The sequence below is a fragment of the Streptomyces agglomeratus genome (genome assembly GCF_001746415.1).
Taxonomy (GTDB): Bacteria; Actinomycetota; Actinomycetes; order Streptomycetales; family Streptomycetaceae; genus Streptomyces; species Streptomyces agglomeratus.
In genome coordinates this window covers 5019114-5035558 of record NZ_MEHJ01000001.1, presented here as the reverse complement: position 1 = coordinate 5035558, position 16445 = coordinate 5019114, and the positions used below count along the sequence as shown (strand labels likewise).

Annotated in this window: 14 protein-coding genes, 2 tRNA genes and 1 riboswitch; of the genes, 7 read left to right on the top strand and 9 right to left on the bottom strand. The window is 69.9% G+C overall.

From position 1 onward, the window contains the following. Window positions 1-85 precede the first annotated feature (85 nt). Window positions 86-844 (top strand): IclR family transcriptional regulator, encoded by a 759-nt coding sequence (locus AS594_RS21910; RefSeq protein ID WP_069935274.1) that lies wholly within the window; start codon window positions 86-88, stop codon window positions 842-844. A gap of 71 nt (window positions 845-915) precedes the next feature. Next, window positions 916-989 (top strand) — tRNA-Lys (locus AS594_RS21905). A gap of 59 nt (window positions 990-1048) precedes the next feature. Here AS594_RS21905 and AS594_RS21900 read toward each other — a convergent pair. The 3 genes from AS594_RS21900 to AS594_RS21890 all read right to left on the bottom strand — a co-directional run bounded on the left by AS594_RS21900 (window position 1049) and on the right by AS594_RS21890 (window position 4333). Continuing rightward, window positions 1049-1639, bottom strand: coding sequence for a lytic polysaccharide monooxygenase auxiliary activity family 9 protein (locus AS594_RS21900; RefSeq protein WP_069928632.1), 591 nt, complete (start codon window positions 1637-1639; stop codon window positions 1049-1051). Window positions 1640-1758: 119 nt separating this feature from the next. Next, window positions 1759-2979 (bottom strand): SPFH domain-containing protein, encoded by a 1221-nt coding sequence (locus tag AS594_RS21895; RefSeq protein WP_069935273.1) that lies wholly within the window; start codon window positions 2977-2979, stop codon window positions 1759-1761. A 10-nt stretch (window positions 2980-2989) separates the two neighbouring features. Next, a complete protein-coding gene (locus AS594_RS21890; RefSeq protein ID WP_069935272.1) occupies window positions 2990-4333 on the bottom strand; it encodes a peptidoglycan-binding protein in 1344 nt (447 codons plus the stop codon). A gap of 172 nt (window positions 4334-4505) precedes the next feature. Here AS594_RS21890 and AS594_RS21885 point away from each other — a divergent pair. From AS594_RS21885 to glxA, 3 genes are all read left to right on the top strand, one after another. After that, a tRNA-Lys gene (locus tag AS594_RS21885) sits at window positions 4506-4579 on the top strand. Between the two features lie 488 nt (window positions 4580-5067). Continuing rightward, window positions 5068-7014 (top strand): glycosyltransferase family 2 protein, encoded by a 1947-nt coding sequence (locus AS594_RS21880; protein WP_069935271.1) that lies wholly within the window; start codon window positions 5068-5070, stop codon window positions 7012-7014. Then, complete coding sequence (gene glxA / locus AS594_RS21875) at window positions 7011-8945, top strand: radical copper oxidase GlxA (protein WP_069935270.1); 1935 nt, start codon at window positions 7011-7013, stop codon at window positions 8943-8945. The genes AS594_RS21880 and glxA overlap by 4 nt, the downstream gene beginning before the upstream one ends. A 72-nt stretch (window positions 8946-9017) precedes the next feature. On the opposite strand, the gene AS594_RS21870 is transcribed toward glxA, so the two are convergent. Continuing rightward, complete coding sequence (locus AS594_RS21870) at window positions 9018-10049, bottom strand: glycoside hydrolase family 6 protein (protein WP_069928627.1); 1032 nt, start codon at window positions 10047-10049, stop codon at window positions 9018-9020. A 144-nt stretch (window positions 10050-10193) separates the two neighbouring features. Beyond that, window positions 10194-10359, top strand: a riboswitch (cobalamin riboswitch). A gap of 34 nt (window positions 10360-10393) precedes the next feature. Here AS594_RS21870 and AS594_RS21865 point away from each other — a divergent pair. Both AS594_RS21865 and AS594_RS21860 read left to right on the top strand, forming a co-directional pair. Beyond that, on the top strand, window positions 10394-10612 hold the full coding sequence (locus tag AS594_RS21865) for a CbtB domain-containing protein (RefSeq protein ID WP_069928626.1): 219 nt from the start codon (window positions 10394-10396) through the stop codon (window positions 10610-10612). An 18-nt stretch (window positions 10613-10630) separates the two neighbouring features. After that, on the top strand, window positions 10631-11395 hold the full coding sequence (locus AS594_RS21860; RefSeq protein ID WP_069935962.1) for a CbtA family protein: 765 nt from the start codon (window positions 10631-10633) through the stop codon (window positions 11393-11395). 70 nt (window positions 11396-11465) lie between these two features. On the opposite strand, the gene AS594_RS21855 is transcribed toward AS594_RS21860, so the two are convergent. The 5 genes from AS594_RS21855 to AS594_RS21835 all read right to left on the bottom strand — a co-directional run bounded on the left by AS594_RS21855 (window position 11466) and on the right by AS594_RS21835 (window position 16422). Then, a complete protein-coding gene (locus tag AS594_RS21855; RefSeq protein ID WP_069928625.1) occupies window positions 11466-12137 on the bottom strand; it encodes a class F sortase in 672 nt (223 codons plus the stop codon). A 1-nt stretch (window position 12138) separates the two neighbouring features. Further along, window positions 12139-12696, bottom strand: coding sequence for a hypothetical protein (locus AS594_RS21850; RefSeq protein WP_069928624.1), 558 nt, complete (start codon window positions 12694-12696; stop codon window positions 12139-12141). A gap of 103 nt (window positions 12697-12799) precedes the next feature. Continuing rightward, window positions 12800-13579 (bottom strand): HAD-IIA family hydrolase, encoded by a 780-nt coding sequence (locus AS594_RS21845; protein ID WP_069928623.1) that lies wholly within the window; start codon window positions 13577-13579, stop codon window positions 12800-12802. A gap of 74 nt (window positions 13580-13653) precedes the next feature. Next, entirely contained in the window at window positions 13654-15201 is a 1548-nt protein-coding gene (locus AS594_RS21840; RefSeq protein WP_069935269.1) for an alkaline phosphatase family protein, read from the bottom strand. A gap of 108 nt (window positions 15202-15309) precedes the next feature. After that, window positions 15310-16422: a 2-aminoethylphosphonate ABC transporter substrate-binding protein gene (locus tag AS594_RS21835; protein WP_079148726.1), complete on the bottom strand. Its 1113-nt coding sequence runs from the start codon at window positions 16420-16422 to the stop codon at window positions 15310-15312. Window positions 16423-16445: the final 23 nt, after the last annotated feature.

The window sequence follows — 16445 nt, the reverse complement described above, 5'->3', positions numbered from 1 at the left end:
TTGTGGTCAACACCGCCCCCGCAGCGGGGTATTGGCGGCTATCGTGGAACGGATGCAAACGGTCACAACCTGGTAGGGGGAAACCGTGGCGCTGAAGCCGGAGCCGACCGCACCGTTCCACTCGGTGCAGTACGCCCTGCGTGTACTGGAGACGGTCTCCAGGCACGGCAGCGGTGTCACCGATGTACAGATCGCCCGAGAGACGGGACTCCCGACCGCCCACCTGACCTCCCTGCTGCTGATGCTGCGCCGCGAGGGGTACGTCGAGCAGGTGACGGACGGCGCGTACGTCGTCGGCGACTCGCTCGTCCTGATCGGATCGGGTTCCACCCGGCGCGAGGCACTCCAGGCGAAGCTCCAGCAGACCCTCGACCACCTGCGCGACACGGTGGGCGCGGCGATCTACATCAGCCGCTACATCGACGGTGAGATCAAGGTCACACAGATCGCCGAGGGGCCGCAGACGCCCCGGGTCAACGAGTGGGTGGACTTCAGGTCGGCCGCCCACGCGAGCGCGATCGGCAAGTGCCTGCTGACCCAGCTCGACCAGAACGGCCGCCGCGACCACCTGTCCCGCCACAAGACCGCCCGGCTCACGTCCAAGACGATCACCAACGAGCGGGTGCTCTTCTCCACGCTGGACAGCCAGCCGCCCACGGTCCCGGTCCTCGACCTCCAGGAGTACGCCGTGGGCACGGTCTGCGCGGCCGTGCCGCTCACGGCGGGCTCCTCGGTGGGCTGCCTGGCGCTGTCCCTGCCGGTGGAGCACGCCCACCGCCTGCGCTCGGCGGCGGACACACTGAACCGGAGGGCCGCCCCGGTGGTGCTGTCGCTGGCCCTGTGACGGCCGCGGCGCCGCCGTGACCGGGCCTGGTTCGGGGCACCCCTGCAGACCAGGTACTATTTACGAGTCAAGCGCCGCTAGCTCAGTTGGTTAGAGCAGCTGACTCTTAATCAGCGGGTCCGGGGTTCGAGTCCCTGGCGGCGCACAGACGAAAGACCCTCGCGGAAGCGAGGGTCTTTTTTGTGCTCTTCCTGCCTCCCGGGGTCAGAACTGAACGTCGGAGCAGGCGTAGAAGGCGTTTGTCGTGTCCGCGACGTTCCAGACCGCCAGGATGATGTGCCGCCCGGTCTTCTGGGCCGGGACCGTGCCCTGGTGCGTCAGGGTCGACGGAGGCTGCTTGCCGCCGTACGGGACGGTCAGGAACGGCTGCGATTCCAGGGCCGCGCGGGTGAGCGGCCTGCTGGAGTCCCATCCGTTCCGGGTGATGTAGTACCGGAAGTCGCTGGTCGCGTGCCGGGCGGTGAACTGCCAGCGGAAGCCGTAGCCCTGGCCGCCGGTGAGCCTGGTGGCGGGCCAGGCACCTCCGCGCGGGTCGTCGAGCTGGGCGAACTGGCTGTTGCCGCCGGCGCAGATCTTGCCGTCGGCCGGACCGGAGGTGGGGAATCCCTTCGGCCCTTCGACGCTCTGCGGTTCCCACTGGATGTTTCCGCAGCCCGTCACCGTGCCGTTGGCACAGAGCTTCTGGCGGCTGATCGGTGAGTCGGTGTAGCCGTGACTGCTCGCGCTGCCGGTGGCGAGGAAGGACACCCCGGCCATCGCGAGGCCGATGACGGCCGCACCTGTCTTTATTCGCATGCTTGCTCCTGAACGTGGGGGCAGTTCTGTGAGCCGTGCTGCGCGCGTTGTGTTGCGGTCTAGACCAAGTCCCAATGTATTAACGGGTCATGAACATGTCCAGACCAATCGCGGCGCGTTCACAGTCCCTCCCCACGCCCCGTGTAGAAGGCCACCGTCAGGTCCTTCACGAGCGCCTTGCGCTCGTAGTCGTCCAGTTCGACCAGCCCGCGCGAGGTCAGCCGCGTCACCGTGTCGTCCACGGCGTCCACCACCGACGTCAGCACGCTGTCCCGGTGCTGCGCGTCGAGCGCCGCCACCCGCCGTCGCCGCATCGCCGCCGCGACCTCGGGCGCGTACTCGATCCGCGTCGGCTGCACCGAGAAGACGTCGATACCGACCGGCGCCGCCTCCGCCGCCAGCATCCGGGTCAGCGCGCCGCCGACCGCCTCCGCGTCGCGCAGCGTCGGCGCGGTGTCGTGGAAGGCGTCGGCCGGCAGCTGCGAGAGCACCCGCGCCATCGCCGCCTCCACCTGCTCGCGCAGGTACTGGACGTGGTCCTCGACGGCGAGCACCGCCCGCGCCGTGTCCCGGATCCGCCACACCACCAGCACCACGACCCGCAGCGCGACGCCGTGCGCGTCCACGGCCTCCATCGGTTCGCCGCGCCAGTGCCGGAGCCTGACGTCGACCCGGCGGCGCAGCAGCAGCGGACTCACCCACACCAGGCCGCTGCGCCGCACGGTTCCCCGGTAGTCGCCGAACAGCGAGAGCACCCACGCGTATCCGACCCGCCCGCGGGCCAGACCGCCGAAGGCGAACAGGACGACCGTCACCAGCAGGGCCAGCACCGCCCAGGTCCCGAGCGCGATCCCGTCGTACGGGCGCAGGGGCAGCCCGAACAGTACGGCGGCGGGCGGCGGCACCGCTCCCGTCCACCACACCAGCGCCGCGCCCGCCGCGAGCGCTCCCGCACCCACGGCCACCCCGCACCAGCCGGGCAGCGCGGGGCCCGGCCGCTCCGTGAGGCCGGGGTCGGCGGGCACGGCGGGGCGGGACGGCCCCACCTGGGCGGACGCCGGCCCGGACGCCCCATGGGCCGGCCGGGAACCGGCGGCGCCGGCCGTCACACGCGGCTGCTCGCCGGTGCCCTTCCTGCGGCTGATCACCGAGGCGCCGGACGGCAGCGTCAGCGCCGCCGGCCCGGTGTCGTCGCGGAACAGGAGGTGCACCGGGATCTCGACGGTGGACTCGTTCCTGATCACCGGGGCCCTCGGCGCGGTCTCGGCGCCCGGCCGCCCGGGAGCGGCCGGTGCGGCGGAACCGTCGGGCTCCGAGGTCTCTGAAGTCGTGGTGCTCATCGTTCCTCCGTCATGCGAAGAGCCGTCGCCAGGTCTGCGGGCCGGGGTAGCCGTCGGCCTCCGCGCCGCGCCAGCCCTGCGCACGCTGGAACGCCTCGACGTTGCGCCGGTCCGCCTCTGTCCAGCCCGGTCCGGGACCGGACACGTAGTACTTGCCGTAGCCCTTCTTCACCAGTTGTCTGCCGAGCTGCTCGACGTACTCGTTCGACCGGCCGGGCCCGAAGTGCTGCCGGCCGGGGAAGGCCGGGGCGCCGGCCGTGGAGCCCGTACCGCCGCCGTTGTCCTTGTCGCCGCCCTGGCCGCTGTCCTGCGGGGGGATGTCCTTGCCCCCGTTGGAGACCAGCAGCCGCCAGGTGTGCGGCCCCGGCAGCCCGTCGGCCTCCGCGCCGCGCCAGCCCTGGGCGCGCTGGAACGCCTCGGTCGCGCGCCGGTCCGCCTCGCCCCAGGCCGGTCCGGGGCCCTCGGTGTAGAACCGCTTGCCGCCCCGGGCGACGAGCATCTTGCCGAGCCGGGTGACGTACCGGTTGTTCGCGCCCGGCCCGAAGTGCTTCGCGCCGGGATACGCCGTCGTGGCGGCACCGCCGCCGGCGGTCCCGCTGCCGATGCCGTTGTAGCGGTATCCGATGTAGCGGGAGGAGTTGTTCCAGTAGGCGTACGGGGTCGCCTGCTTGCGGGTGTGGGGGCGGGTCTGCTCGTACGCGATGTAGTGCGTGTGGGTGGAGTCGGTCCAGCCGCCGAAGATCGTGACGTGCGAGCCCTTGTTCGGGTCGGCCGGATTGTGGAAGAGGAGGATGTCGCCGGGCTCCAGCTGGTCCCGCTCCACCGCCGTGGCGTACTGCGCGAGGCTCCCGGTCCATTCGTTGCCGTCGAGGTTCCAGGCCATCGACACGTAGCCCGAGCAGTCCTGCCGGTATCCGTCGCTCCAGTACTTCTCCATGCTGTACGGGACCTTGGCGTCCAGCCACCGCTTGGCGCGGTTGATGATCTCGGCCCTGCTGGTGATCCGCAGGGCCGGCCGGGCGGCCGTCGGGGTGGCCTGCGCGGTCTGGCCGTGGTGGCCCGGCCCGCCGTGCAGCGGGCCGGGCCCGCCCTGCGGGGTGTCGGGGTCGTGGTCGGCTCCCGTACGGGCCGGGGCCTGCCCGGGGCCGACGGCGCCCGCCGCGCCGCCCGCGCCGCCGCCGAGGACCACGCCCGCGGCGGTGGCGAGCACCAGCGCGCGCCGGGCTCCGTGGGCGGCCGGGTGGCCGCCGGCCGCGACCGGCAGGCCGAGGGCGGCGGCCCGGCGGTCCTGGGCGCAGCCCGGGCAGCCGCAGTCGGCCGCGGGTTCGAACTCCTCGAAAACCGGCATCGTCATGCGGTTCCCCTCCCGTGGGTCTCTTTTTCGGCACATCTGCACGGGTGACAGTGTTTCAACTGTCTGGACATAACGCATGTTGACGGTCCAAATGATAATCAAACGGACAGTACGCGGCGTGGCCGGTCCGGAGCACCCGCGAGGGTCGGGTAAAGTTCTCGGAGTCAGACAGGCGCCGCTAGCTCAGTTGGTTAGAGCAGCTGACTCTTAATCAGCGGGTCCGGGGTTCGAGTCCCTGGCGGCGCACATGACGTCGAAGCCCCCTCACCGAGCGTGAGGGGGCTTCGACGGTTTCCGGACACGCCGCCGGGCAGCGCCGGGCCCCGGCCCGCACCGGGTCCATGTCGGATCGGGGCCGCACTGCGACCGGCCCATTCCGAACCCATGTCCCAGGTGACCCTCAAAGACCGCGTATGACCGGTAAAGACCTTGTTTCACCCTTGCGATCAAGAGGTTGGTCGTAGACCCTATCCTGGAGCCGGTGGCTCCAATGGGGCGGGCGGTTTCGGCAAGTTGGGGGCGAGACCGGCAGCCGGGGGGCTGACGAAGCACAGGGGGGCGGGGGCCCCGTCGTGAAAAGATCCCGGGGCGACATCATGCAACCGGAAGGTTGTCGTCCCATGTCTGAAGGGATGACAGCAGGCCACTCGTGCGCCCGGGATGGTCGAGGGGGACCGCCACCGGGCGAAGACCGACGAACACACGCAGCCAGCATGCGTGCGGGGGGATGACTCATGACGTCGACGCCGACCGGCGCCCGGCACAACAACGACCCTTCCCGGACGGCGCAGCTTCGGATACCCCCGCAGCTGCGGACCGGGGGGTCGCGCATCCGGGCCAAGAAGCCGCTGCCGAGGTACGACTACGAGCACTACAGCCGGCTCGCCGGGCCACTGACCCAGCCCGACCCGGCCAAGCCTTACACCGTGCAGTACCGCTCACTGCTCTCGCAGGAGCCGCACCGCATCCGCGCCGCCCTGCTGCTGTGCGCCGCGCCGCTGCTCTCGCTGGGCCTGTTCGTCTGGCTGATGCAGCCCGAGCACTGGACCGAGCGCGACCCCAACCTCAAGAACGACACGCTGCTGATCCTCGACATCGTCATGCTGGTCTCGATCGGCCTGATCGAGCTCTTCCGCACGATGAACGTCCTGTCGAACGCACACGCGACCCTGGTCGCCCGTGATCCCGTCCCCGTGGTGCCCGAGACCGGCACCCGTGTGGCCTTCCTCACCTCCTTCGTCCCCGGCAAGGAGCCGCTGGAGATGGTGACGAAGACGCTGGAGGCGGCGGTCAAGATCCGCCACCGCGGCCTGATGCACGTATGGCTCCTCGACGAGGGCAACGACCCGGCGGTCAGGGAGGTCTGCGAGCGCCTCGGTGTGCACCACTTCTCCCGCAAGGGCATCGCGAAGTGGAACCAGGCCAAGGGCCCGCACCGCGCCAAGACCAAGCACGGCAACTACAACGCCTGGCTCGACGCGCACGGCGACGCCTACGACTTCTTCGCCTCCGTCGACACCGACCACGTGCCGCTGCCCAACTACCTGGAGCGGATGCTCGGCTACTTCCGCGACCCGGACATCGGCTTCGTCATCGGTCCGCAGGTGTACGGCAACTACGACACCTTCGTCACGAAGGCCGCCGAGTCGCAGCAGTTCCTGTTCCACGCCCTGATCCAGCGCGCGGGCAACCGCTACGGCGCCCCCATGTTCGTCGGCACGTCCAACGCCGTACGCATCAGGGCGCTCAAGCAGATCGGCGGCCTGTACGACTCGATCACCGAGGACATGGCCACCGGCTTCGAGATCCACCGCGCCACGAACCCGGCCACCGGCAGGAAGTGGCGGTCCGTCTACACCCCGGACGTGCTGGCCGTCGGCGAGGGCCCGACCGCGTGGACCGACTTCTTCACCCAGCAGCTGCGCTGGTCGCGCGGTACGTACGAGACGATCCTCAAGCAGTACTGGAGGGGCTACGGCTCGCTGCCCGCAGGCAAGCTCTTCAACTACACAATGATGATCATCTTCTATCCGATGTCCGCCATGAACTGGATTCTGGCGGCCCTCAGCTGCGCGCTCTTCCTGGGCATGGGCGCCTCCGGCGTCCAGATCGACCCGGCGATCTGGATGATGCTGTACGGCAACGCCTCGGCGCTCCAGATCGGCCTCTACATCTGGAACCGCCGCCACAACGTCTCGCCGCACGAGCCCGAAGGCTCCGGCGGCCTGGCCGGCATGGTGATGTCCGCGCTCTCGGCGCCGATCTACGCGCGCTCGCTGATGGACGCCGTGCTGCGCCGCAAGTCCGGCTTCGTGGTGACGCCCAAGGGCGACTCCTCCAGCCCCGACACGCTCTTCGGCACCTTCCGTATCCACCTCTTCTTCATCCTGGTCTTCGGCGGCTCCCTCGGCTCGTCCTTCTTCTTCGGCCACAACCACCCCGCGATGATCACCTGGGCCACGCTCGCCCTGCTGATCACGGCGGCGCCGATCTTCGCCTGGCGCTGGACCATGCGCCAGGAGAAGAAGAACAAGAAGAAGCCGGGCCCGCACGGGTCGCCGCCGAGCCAGTCGCAGCCGCCGGCCGGCCCCCCGCCGGAGACCCACGCGCCTCAGCCCAAGCCCACCTGGGCCGCTTCCGACCAGACCATGCAGATCGCCCTTGGGGGACGTAAGAAATGAAATACCGTCCGAGCCGCCGTGCTCGCCGCCTGGCGATAACGGGTGCGGTGGTGCTCGCTCTGGCGGGGATGAACGGGCCCGCGCTCTACCGCTTCGGCTCGGAGCAGTACCACGACTACAAGATCAACCGGCCCGAGTACAAGGCGGAGAACGGCCACTGGGACTTCCTCGACGTCCCGTCCGAGTTCCGCATCAACACGATCCACGCCGCGCTGCTGCACACCGGCAAGGTGCTGCTCATCGCCGGTTCGGGGAACAACCAGAAGAACTTCGACGCGAAGAAGTTCGAGTCGGTGCTGTGGGACCCGAAGACCGACTCGTACAAGAAGATTCCGACGCCGAAGGACATGTTCTGCGCCGGGCACACCCAGCTGCCCGACGGGAAGCTGCTCGTGGCGGGCGGCACCAAGCGGTACGAGAAGCTCGAAGGTGACGTCACCAGGGCCGGCGGCCTGATGATCGTCCACAACGAGGACCCCGACGCCCCGAAGACGCTGCCCGCGGGCACCATCTTCACGGGCAAGAAGAACGGCAAGACGTACGTCTCCAAGGACCCCGTCCTGGTCGAGAAGGCGAAGAAGATCTTCGACAAGCAGACCGGCCGGTTCCTGCGCACCGAGGCGGGGCTCGGCCGGATCTACGTCGAGGCCAAGGCGTCCGGCAAGAAGTACGAGTCCGGCACCGAGGACAACTACCGGGTCCACGGCCTGACGGGCACCGACGCCAAGAACGTGTACGGGATCGCACAGAAGCTCGCCCTGGACAAGAAGGACTTCCAAGGCATCAGGGACGCCTACGAGTTCGACCCGGTGGCGGAGAAGTACATCACCGTCGACCCGATGAACGAGGCGCGCTGGTACCCGACGCTCACCACGCTGGAGGACGGCAAGGTCCTGTCGCTGTCCGGCCTGGACGAGATCGGGCAGATCGTCCCCGGCAAGGACGAGATCTACGACCCGGCCACGAAGAAGTGGGAGTACACCGGGGTCGTACGGAAGTTCCCGACGTACCCCGCGATCTTCCTGATGAACAACGGCAAGCTCTTCTACTCGGGCTCCAACGCCGGGTACGGGCCGGCGGACGAGGGCCGCGAGCCGGGTGTCTGGGATCTGGAGACCAACACGTTCAAGAAGGTCCCCGGGCTCAGCGACCCGGACATGATGGAGACCTCCGCGACCGTGCGGCTGCCTCCCGCCCAGGACGAGAAGTACATGGTCATCGGCGGCGGCGGGGTCGGCGAGTCGGAGAAGTCCAGCGAGAAGTCACGGCTGGTCGACCTGAAGGACCCGAACCCGCGCTTCAAGGACGGCGACTCGCTCGACCAGGGCACCCGCTACCCCAGCGCGTCCCTGATGCCGGACGACAGTGTCCTGATCACCGGCGGCTCCAACGACTACCGGGGCCGCGGCGGCTCGGACATCCTCCAGGCGCGCCTGTACGACGCCAAGACCGGCAAGTACCGCCGGGTGGCCGACCCGGCCGTGGGGCGCAACTACCACTCGGGCTCGCTGCTGCTGCCCGACGGGCGCGTCATGATCTTCGGGTCGGACTCCCTGTACTCTGACAAGGCCAACACCAGGCCGGGCGTCTTCGAACAGCGCATCGAGATCTACACGCCGCCGTACCTCTTCCGGGACGCGCGGCCGAAGCTGACCGGCGGACCGAAGACGGTCAGGCGCGGCGGTACGGCCACCTTCAAGTCGGCGCACGCCGCGTCGATCAAGGACGCGAAGCTGATGCGGCCCAGCGCCGTCACGCACGTCACAGACGTCGACCAGCGCACGGTGGCGCTGGAGATGAAGAAGACGAAGGGCGGCATCTCGGTCACCGTGCCGAAGAACCGGGCGCTGGTCCCGTCCGGCTACTACATGCTGTTCGTGACGGACGATCAGGGCACGCCGTCCGAGGGCGTCTGGATCGAGGTCCCGTAGGCCGACGGGTACGCGAAGGGGGCCGCCCGGTGTGCCGGGCGGCCCCCTTCGCTTTCCGTGTCGCGTGCGCCGCTACTTCGCGTTGCGGGCCAGTTCGAGCGCGTACTCCTCGTACCACTCGCCGGCCTTCGGGCCGCCCTTGCAGTCGCCGTCGGACTCGCCGGGGCGCTTGATCCACAGGAACGCGTCGACCAGCTCGTCACCGGTCTTGGTGGTCGGCTTCTCACCGAGCGCGCGGCCCGGCGGGTTGCACCAGTTCTCCTCGGGGTCTCCCCCGGTGTACGGACCGTTGCCGTTGCGGCTGGTGTCGATGACGAAGGGCTTGTTGCCCACCTTCGCGGAGAGCTTCCTGCCGAAGTCCTTGCTGACGCGGGTGGTCTGGAAGTTGGAGACGTTCACCGAGAAGCCGTCCGCCTTCGCGATACCCGCCCGCTGGAGCGGCTCGAACAGTGAGTCGGGGGACTTCCAGCCCGCGTTGCCCGCGTCCAGGTACACCTTGGCCTTCGGCTGCTCCTTGAGGCGCTCGACGGCGCCCTTGAGGAGGTCGTACCGCTCCTCGTGGAACTCGTCGGGCGTGCAGCCGTCGACCAGGTGCAGCAGCGCGTCCGGCTCCAGGATCACGGTGGCCGGGCGGTCGCCGATGCCCTTGGCCACCTGGTCGACCCAGGCGCGGTAGGCGTTGCCGTCGGCGGCGCCACCCTTCGAGAACTGCCCGCAGTCGCGGTGCGGGATGTTGTAGAGGACGAGCAGCGCGTCGCGGTCCGCCTTCTCGGCCGCCTCCGTGTACCCCTTGGCCTGGGCCTCGGCGTTCTCGGGACCGATCCACTCGGCGGCCGGCTGCTCGGCGATCTTGCGGATGAGGCCGGCCTTCTCGTCCTCGCCCTTCTTGGCCAACGCAGCGGCCTGCTTGGCAGCGTTTCCTTCCGGGTTGACCCAGTACGGATCGCTCCCCTTCGGCTGCTGCTTCACCGGGTCCGGACTCGTGCCGCCGCCCCCGTCACCGCCGGAGGACGAGCAGCCCGCCAGGAGCAGCGCGGCCCCCACGGCCCCCACCGCGGCCACCCGGACACGCACGCGCCTACGGCCGCTGTAACTGCCGTACATCCACTCCCCCTTGGCTGCACCGAAGATGCACTGAAGACGTACTGAAGATACGAGGACCCCCCGGTCCCTCCCCGGACACATCCGGTCGAAACCATCCTGGCACACCGGGTGCCGCCACGGGAGCGAGGGACAGAGTCCCTGTTGACAGTGCTCAGCCAGGCTGGGACTCTCCGGATGACAACTCCACACACATCGAGGCGACGGTGGACAGGAACCCGGTGCGAACCCGGGACGGTCCCGCCACTGTGACCGTACGCGAGCCCACGGGCCCGTACGGAAGTCAGGAACTGACCCGTCGTCCTCCTGAATTGGGGCGTGGAAACCCCAGAAGGAGGCTCACCGGTATGTCTCTGCACACTGCGCAGCACACCGACACCGCGGCGGTCACGTCCGCCGCGACCACCGCCCGTCACTGGCTGATCATGGCCGCCGCGGCGATCATCGCCCTCGTCGCGCTCTACGCGGTCTTCATGGACAACGGCACCGCCATCGCCGCTACGGGCGACTACCTGCACGAGTTCTCGCACGACGGCAGGCACCTCTTCGGTGCCCCCTGCCACTGATCGGGGGCCGTGCGCACCATGTCAGAACCTGTACTGCCCCTGCTCGGACGCGGGCTGGCGGCGGGCGGGGCAGCCGGCCTTGCCGCCGGCCTGTTCTCCCTGCTCCTCGCCGAGCCCCTGATGGACCGTGCGATCCGCCTCGAAGAGGCACGTTCCGCGGCCGATGAGCACACGCACGGTGCGGCGGCCACGGCCGTCCAGCACCACGAGGAACTGTTCTCCCGCTCCACCCAGCACTTCGGCCTGGTCGTCACGGCGGTCGTGGCGGGCCTCGCGCTGGGCGTCCTGTTCGCCCTCGCCTACGCCCTGGTGCACCGCCGTACGGGCCTCGGTGAGCGGCCGTGGCCGCGCGCCCTGGCCTTCGGCGCGGCCGCCTTCGTGGCGGTCTCGCTGCTGCCGGGACTGCGCTATCCGGCGAACCCGCCGGGGGTCGGCGACTCCGGCACCGTCGCGAGCCGCCAGGCCCTGTGGCTGGCGGCCGTGGTGATCGGCATCCTCGGCATGGTGCTGGCCCGGCAGGTGTACGTACGCCTCGCCGACCGGTCCCTGCCGGTGCGGCAGGTCGCGGTGGCCGTCACGGGGGTCGCGACGCTGGCGGTGCTGTTCGCGCTGCCGGGCAATCCGGACGAGGTCCCGGTGGCGGCGACGCTGCTGTGGGACTTCAGGATGCTGTCGCTGGCCTCGCACGCGGTGCTGTGGGCGGTGTTCGCGGGGGTCTTCGGGGCGCTGGGGCTGCGCGCGGCGACCCGCTCGGTTCCGGCGGCGGAGCCGGTGGCGGCGTAACACCGACCGCACCACCAACCACACCAACCGCACCACCGACCGCACCAACCGCACCGACAACGCCGGGCGTTCAGCCCCGGCCGGCCCCCGTCAGGTACGCCGACACCACGACGTTGGCCGTGTAGGTGCGGGCCTTCTTGTCGTACGTGCCCCCGCAGGTGATCAGGCGCAGTTCCGCCCGGTCGCTCTCGCGGGGGCCGTACACCTTCTGCGGGTCGAAGCGCTCGCGGGTGAAGACCTGGATGTCGTCGATGGTGAACTCCAGGCTCAGACCGCCGGCGCCCGTCACCTTGACCTTCTCGCCGGGACGCGCGGCGCTCAGGCCGTAGAACACGGCCGGCTTGTTCTCGGTGTCGACGTGCCCGACGAGCAGGGCGACTCCCGCCGCGCCCGGCACGCTCCCGCCCCGGAACCAGCCGACCTTCGACGACTGGTGGTACGGCGGCGGATCGACGGCGCCCGACGCGTCGAGACCGCGGGGAACCACCGGGGCCGTGATGCCCAGGGAGGGCACGGCGACGCGCTGCGGCGCCGCGGCGGCCTCTACGGGGGCGTGTGCGGGAGGCAGCGGCACTCCCAGCGGGCGGCCGACAGCGGCCACGTCTCCGGTGGTGGGCGCCGAGCTGCCGCCGGGGCCGTCGGTCACCTCCCGGCCCCACAGCCACAGTCCGAGCAGCAGCACCGCCCACGCGACGCCGGTCAGCAGCCGTCCGCCACCGGCCGGCCGGTCCTCGGCGGACATGTCAGTCCGAGTCCGTACGACGGCGACGGCGCACGCTGCGGTAGGCCACCGCGACCGCCGCCGCGCCCGCCAGCACGAGGCCGATCACGGTGTGCGGCGTTCCGGGCCCGCCCTCCTCGGCCGCGGCGACCTCCGCCGTGCCGCCGCCGCCCGCGTGCACGGGTGCGACGGGGGTCTCGTGGTGCGTCGGGTGGTGGGTGGGCTCGTGGTGGTGGACGACCGTGACGGTGCCGCTGGCCCGGCCGCCGCCCTTGCACTTCACCCAGATCTCGTAGTCCTTGGCCTCGGCGTCGGAACGGATGCGGGCCTCGGCGAACAGGTCGCCGCGGTCGGCCGCCGGGTTGAAGTGCGCGGGTGAGGCGAACGCCTCCGACGTACCGGTGGCCTGCCCGCCCTTGCACACGTCGACCCGCAGATCCACCTCCCCGCCCGGAGCGATGGTGGACGGAGTGACGAGGACCTGGCCCTCGGCCTCGTTGTCGGCATGGGCGGCGGCTGCGGGCGCGATGACCGCGGCAGCCGCCACGCCGGCACAGAGCGCGAGCTGAAGTGAGCGCATAGTGAACCTCCTGGTACTACGAAGATTCACCGGTACGGCCGGTTTCCGCATCTTCAGGAGCGCTTCACTGCTCCGTACGGGCCCCCGGGCGGGAGCGGACCGCTCAGATCCGGTCGACGAGGTCCGCGATCGAATCGACGATCGTCGAGGGGCGGAAGGGGTAGCGGTCGACGTCCGCCGGCCCGGTCAGACCGGTCAGGACGAGAAACGTCTCCATGCCCGCTTCCAGCCCGGCCAGGACGTCCGTGTCCATCCGGTCGCCGATCATCGCGCTGGTCTCGGAGTGGGCGCCGATCGCGTTGAGCCCGGTCCGCATCATCAGCGGGTTGGGCTTGCCCGCGAAGTACGGGTCCTTGCCGGTCGCCTTGGTGATCAGCGCGGCGACGGCGCCGGTGGCCGGCAGCGGGCCCTCCCGGCTCGGGCCGGTCTCGTCGGGGTTGGTGCAGATGAAGCGCGCACCGGCGTTGATGAGCCGGATGGCCTTGGTGAGCGCCTCGAAGCTGTACGTACGGGTCTCGCCCAGGACGACGTAGTCCGGGTCGTGGTCCGTCAGGACGTAACCGATGTCGTGCAGCGCCGTCGTCAGTCCTGCCTCGCCGATGACGTACGCCGTGCCGCCGGGCCGCTGGTCGTCGAGGAAGCGGGCGGTGGCGAGCGCCGAGGTCCAGATGTTCTCGACCGGCACGTCGAGGCCCATCCGGAAGAGGCGGGCGTGCAGGTCGCGGGCGGTGTAGATCGAGTTGTTGGTCAGCACCAGGAAGGGCCTGCCCGACTCGCGGAGCCGCTTGATGAAGGCATCGGCGCCGGGGATGGGCGTTCCCTCGTGGATGAGGACGCCGTCCATGTCGGTCAGCCACGATTCGATCGGCTTGCGCTCTGCCATGTGCCGGACTCCTGCCGTACGCAAAAAAACGCTGGGGGCGCCCGGACCACACCGTCCGGGCGCCCCCACCTTAATCAGGCCGCTGTGATCCTCACCCCGTCGATCACCCAGTACCAGTTGTTGCTGCCGGTGTACCGGAAGCGGAATCCGACGCTGGTGGCGCCGGACGGGACGCTGAAGGTCAGCGTCTGTGGCTGCGAGACGACGTCCGCCGTGTACGACTTCACCGCGACCGGTGTGCCGCCGTTCCAGGAGACGAGGATCTGGGCGCTCTGACTGCCCTCCTGGCGGTAGAAGGTGGTGAAGTCGAGCTTGACGGTGGCCTTGCCGCCCACGGCGTGCGCCGGGGTGACGAGCGTCGAGTCGTACGTACCGGAGAAGCTCTTGTCCGCCCACTCGTCGGAGTCGGCGACCGCGAAGACGCCGCGCGAGCGCACGTTGAGCTCGCGGGACTGGTCGCGCTGGGTCCTGGACCAGAACTCGTCGGTGGCGAAGGACCAGCCGCGCCACTCGGTCGTGCCGCCCGTGCCCATGGCGTTGTTGATGACGGACCATCCGCTGGGCGCGGTGTGCGTGAAGCCGAGGACTCCGGCCGGGATGCCGGTCTCGTCGACCCGCCCGGAGAGCGAGGGGTACAGGGCGTCGAAGGGGTCGGCGGACCGCTCCTGGATGGGCTTGCCGTCCAGGCCCCAGGCCGGGTCGGGGACGATCCCGAGCTGCTTGAAGACGGTGGCGGAGACATCGACGAGCCTGGTGTCGACGGGCCGGGCACCGGCGGCGATCCCGGGGCCCTGGGCGAGGACGAACGTACGGCGCTCCTCGATGGCGCTTCCGCCGTGGCCGCCCGCGTCGGTGTGGCCGTGGTCGGTGGTGACGATGACGGTCCAGCGCTCGGACGCGTACGTCGGGCGGGCCTTGACGGCGGCGAGCAGCCGGCCGACGTAACCGTCCTGCACGTCGATCGCTTCGAGGTACTTCGGGCTCGCGGCTCCCGAGTTGTGGCCGACGATGTCGGTCTGGCCGAAGTAGACGAAGAGGACGTCCGGGTTCTGGTTCCGGATGACCGACTCGGTCTCGGTGGCGATGGCGGCGTCGTGGCCGGTGTAGCCGTCGGCGTCGCCGTCGAGGACGAGCTTGGCGTCGGCGCCGGGGGTGACCGTCCCCTGGGTGTCGAGCGGCTTCCAGTCGACGGCGGCGTACGTGGAGAGGCCGGGGCGGAGCTGGGCCAGGCGGGCGAGGAAGCCGGGGTACTTGGCGTAGTTCTTGCCGGTGAAGGTGTTGTCCTTCACGCCGTGCTTGTCGGGCCAGACTCCGGTGGAGACGGTCGACCAGCCGGGGCCCGAGGAGGTGGCGGCCATGGGGTTGGCGTACAGCAGCGAGGTGCCGTACGTGCCGTTCGCCATGAGGGACTTGAGGTGCGGGGCCCTGGCCGCGTCGATCCTGTCGTGGCGCAGGCCGTCCATACCGATCACGAGCACCTTGTCGGTGCTGGTGCCGTTGGGGAGAGTGGGCGCGGCGGTGGCCGCGTGGGCCGGGGCGGCGGTGAGCGGTCCGGCGGCCGCGACGGCGGCCGCCGCTGTGCCGGCGGCGAGGACGGAACGTCTGGGTATACCTCGGGACATGTGATCCTCCAGGGAAAACACGGGGGGCTGGACCAGACCCGTTACCTTTGCGTGATAACGGAGGCCGGTCCAGACCCTCGCAGTCAAGCTTGGCCGAATGGTTACTGATCAGCTTCCGGTGGCCGACTTCCAGGCGTCGATGTAGTCGTCGAGATGGGCTTCGATGTCCTTCCAGTCCGGCTCGAAGATCTCGACTCCCTTGATGATCCCGGCCAGTTCGGTGGCGCCCGGCCCGGTCGCCCTGATGTCCGTACGGGCCGGGAAGCCGCCGCCGATCTCGCTGACCTGCTGCTGCGCGCCCTCGGTGAGCATGAAGTCGAGGAGCTTCCTGCCGTTCTCGGTGTGCGGGGCGTCGCTGACGAGTCCGGCGGCGTACGGGAGGGCGAAGGTGGTGGGCCTGCCGCCTTCCTTCGCCGGGAACCAGATGCCCAGGTTCGGCATGGACTTGGACTGCGCGAAGTTCATCTGTACGTCGCCGTTCGCGACCAGGATCTCCCCCTTGTCGACCTTCGGCGCGAGCTTGGAGGTGGAGGAGGACGGTCCGACGTTGTTGGCCTGGAGCTTCTTCAGGTACGCCATCGCCGGCTCCTTGCCGCCGAAGTCGTGCATGGCCTTGATCACGACGGCGGTACCGTCGCCCGCCACGCCGGGCGTGGAGTACTGGAGCTTGTCCTTGTAGGCGGAGTCGAGCAGGTCCTCCCAGGTGGTGGGCGCTTCGGCCCCCTTGAGCTCCTTGGTGTTCCGGATGAACCCGAAGTAGTTGTTGACGACGGAGGTCCACTTGCCGTCGGCCGATTTGCCTGCGGCGGCGACCTTGTCGGCGCCCTGCGGCTCGTACGCCGTCAGCAGCCCTTTCTGGTCGGCCTGCTGGATGAAGGGCGGGAGGGTGACGATGACGTCGGCCTGCGTATTGGACTTCTCGCGGACGGCGCGCTGCACCATCTCGCCGGAGCCGCCCTCGACGTACTTGACCTTGATGCCGGTCTTCTTCTCGAAGTCCTCGAAGACCTGGTCGTACCAGCCGTCACCGTTCTCGCCCTTGAGGCCGTCGGCGCTGTAGACGGTGACGGTCTTCGCGTCGGACGCGGTGGACGGGCCGCCGCAGGCGGAGAGGGTGGCGGCGAGGGCGAGGCTGCCGGTGGCGGCGGTGACCGGCCTGATGAGGTGGCGGGTTCTGGTGGTACGGGTTCCGGTGGTACGGGTTCCGGTGTTGCTGGCCATGACGTTTCGTATCTCCTTGGGAA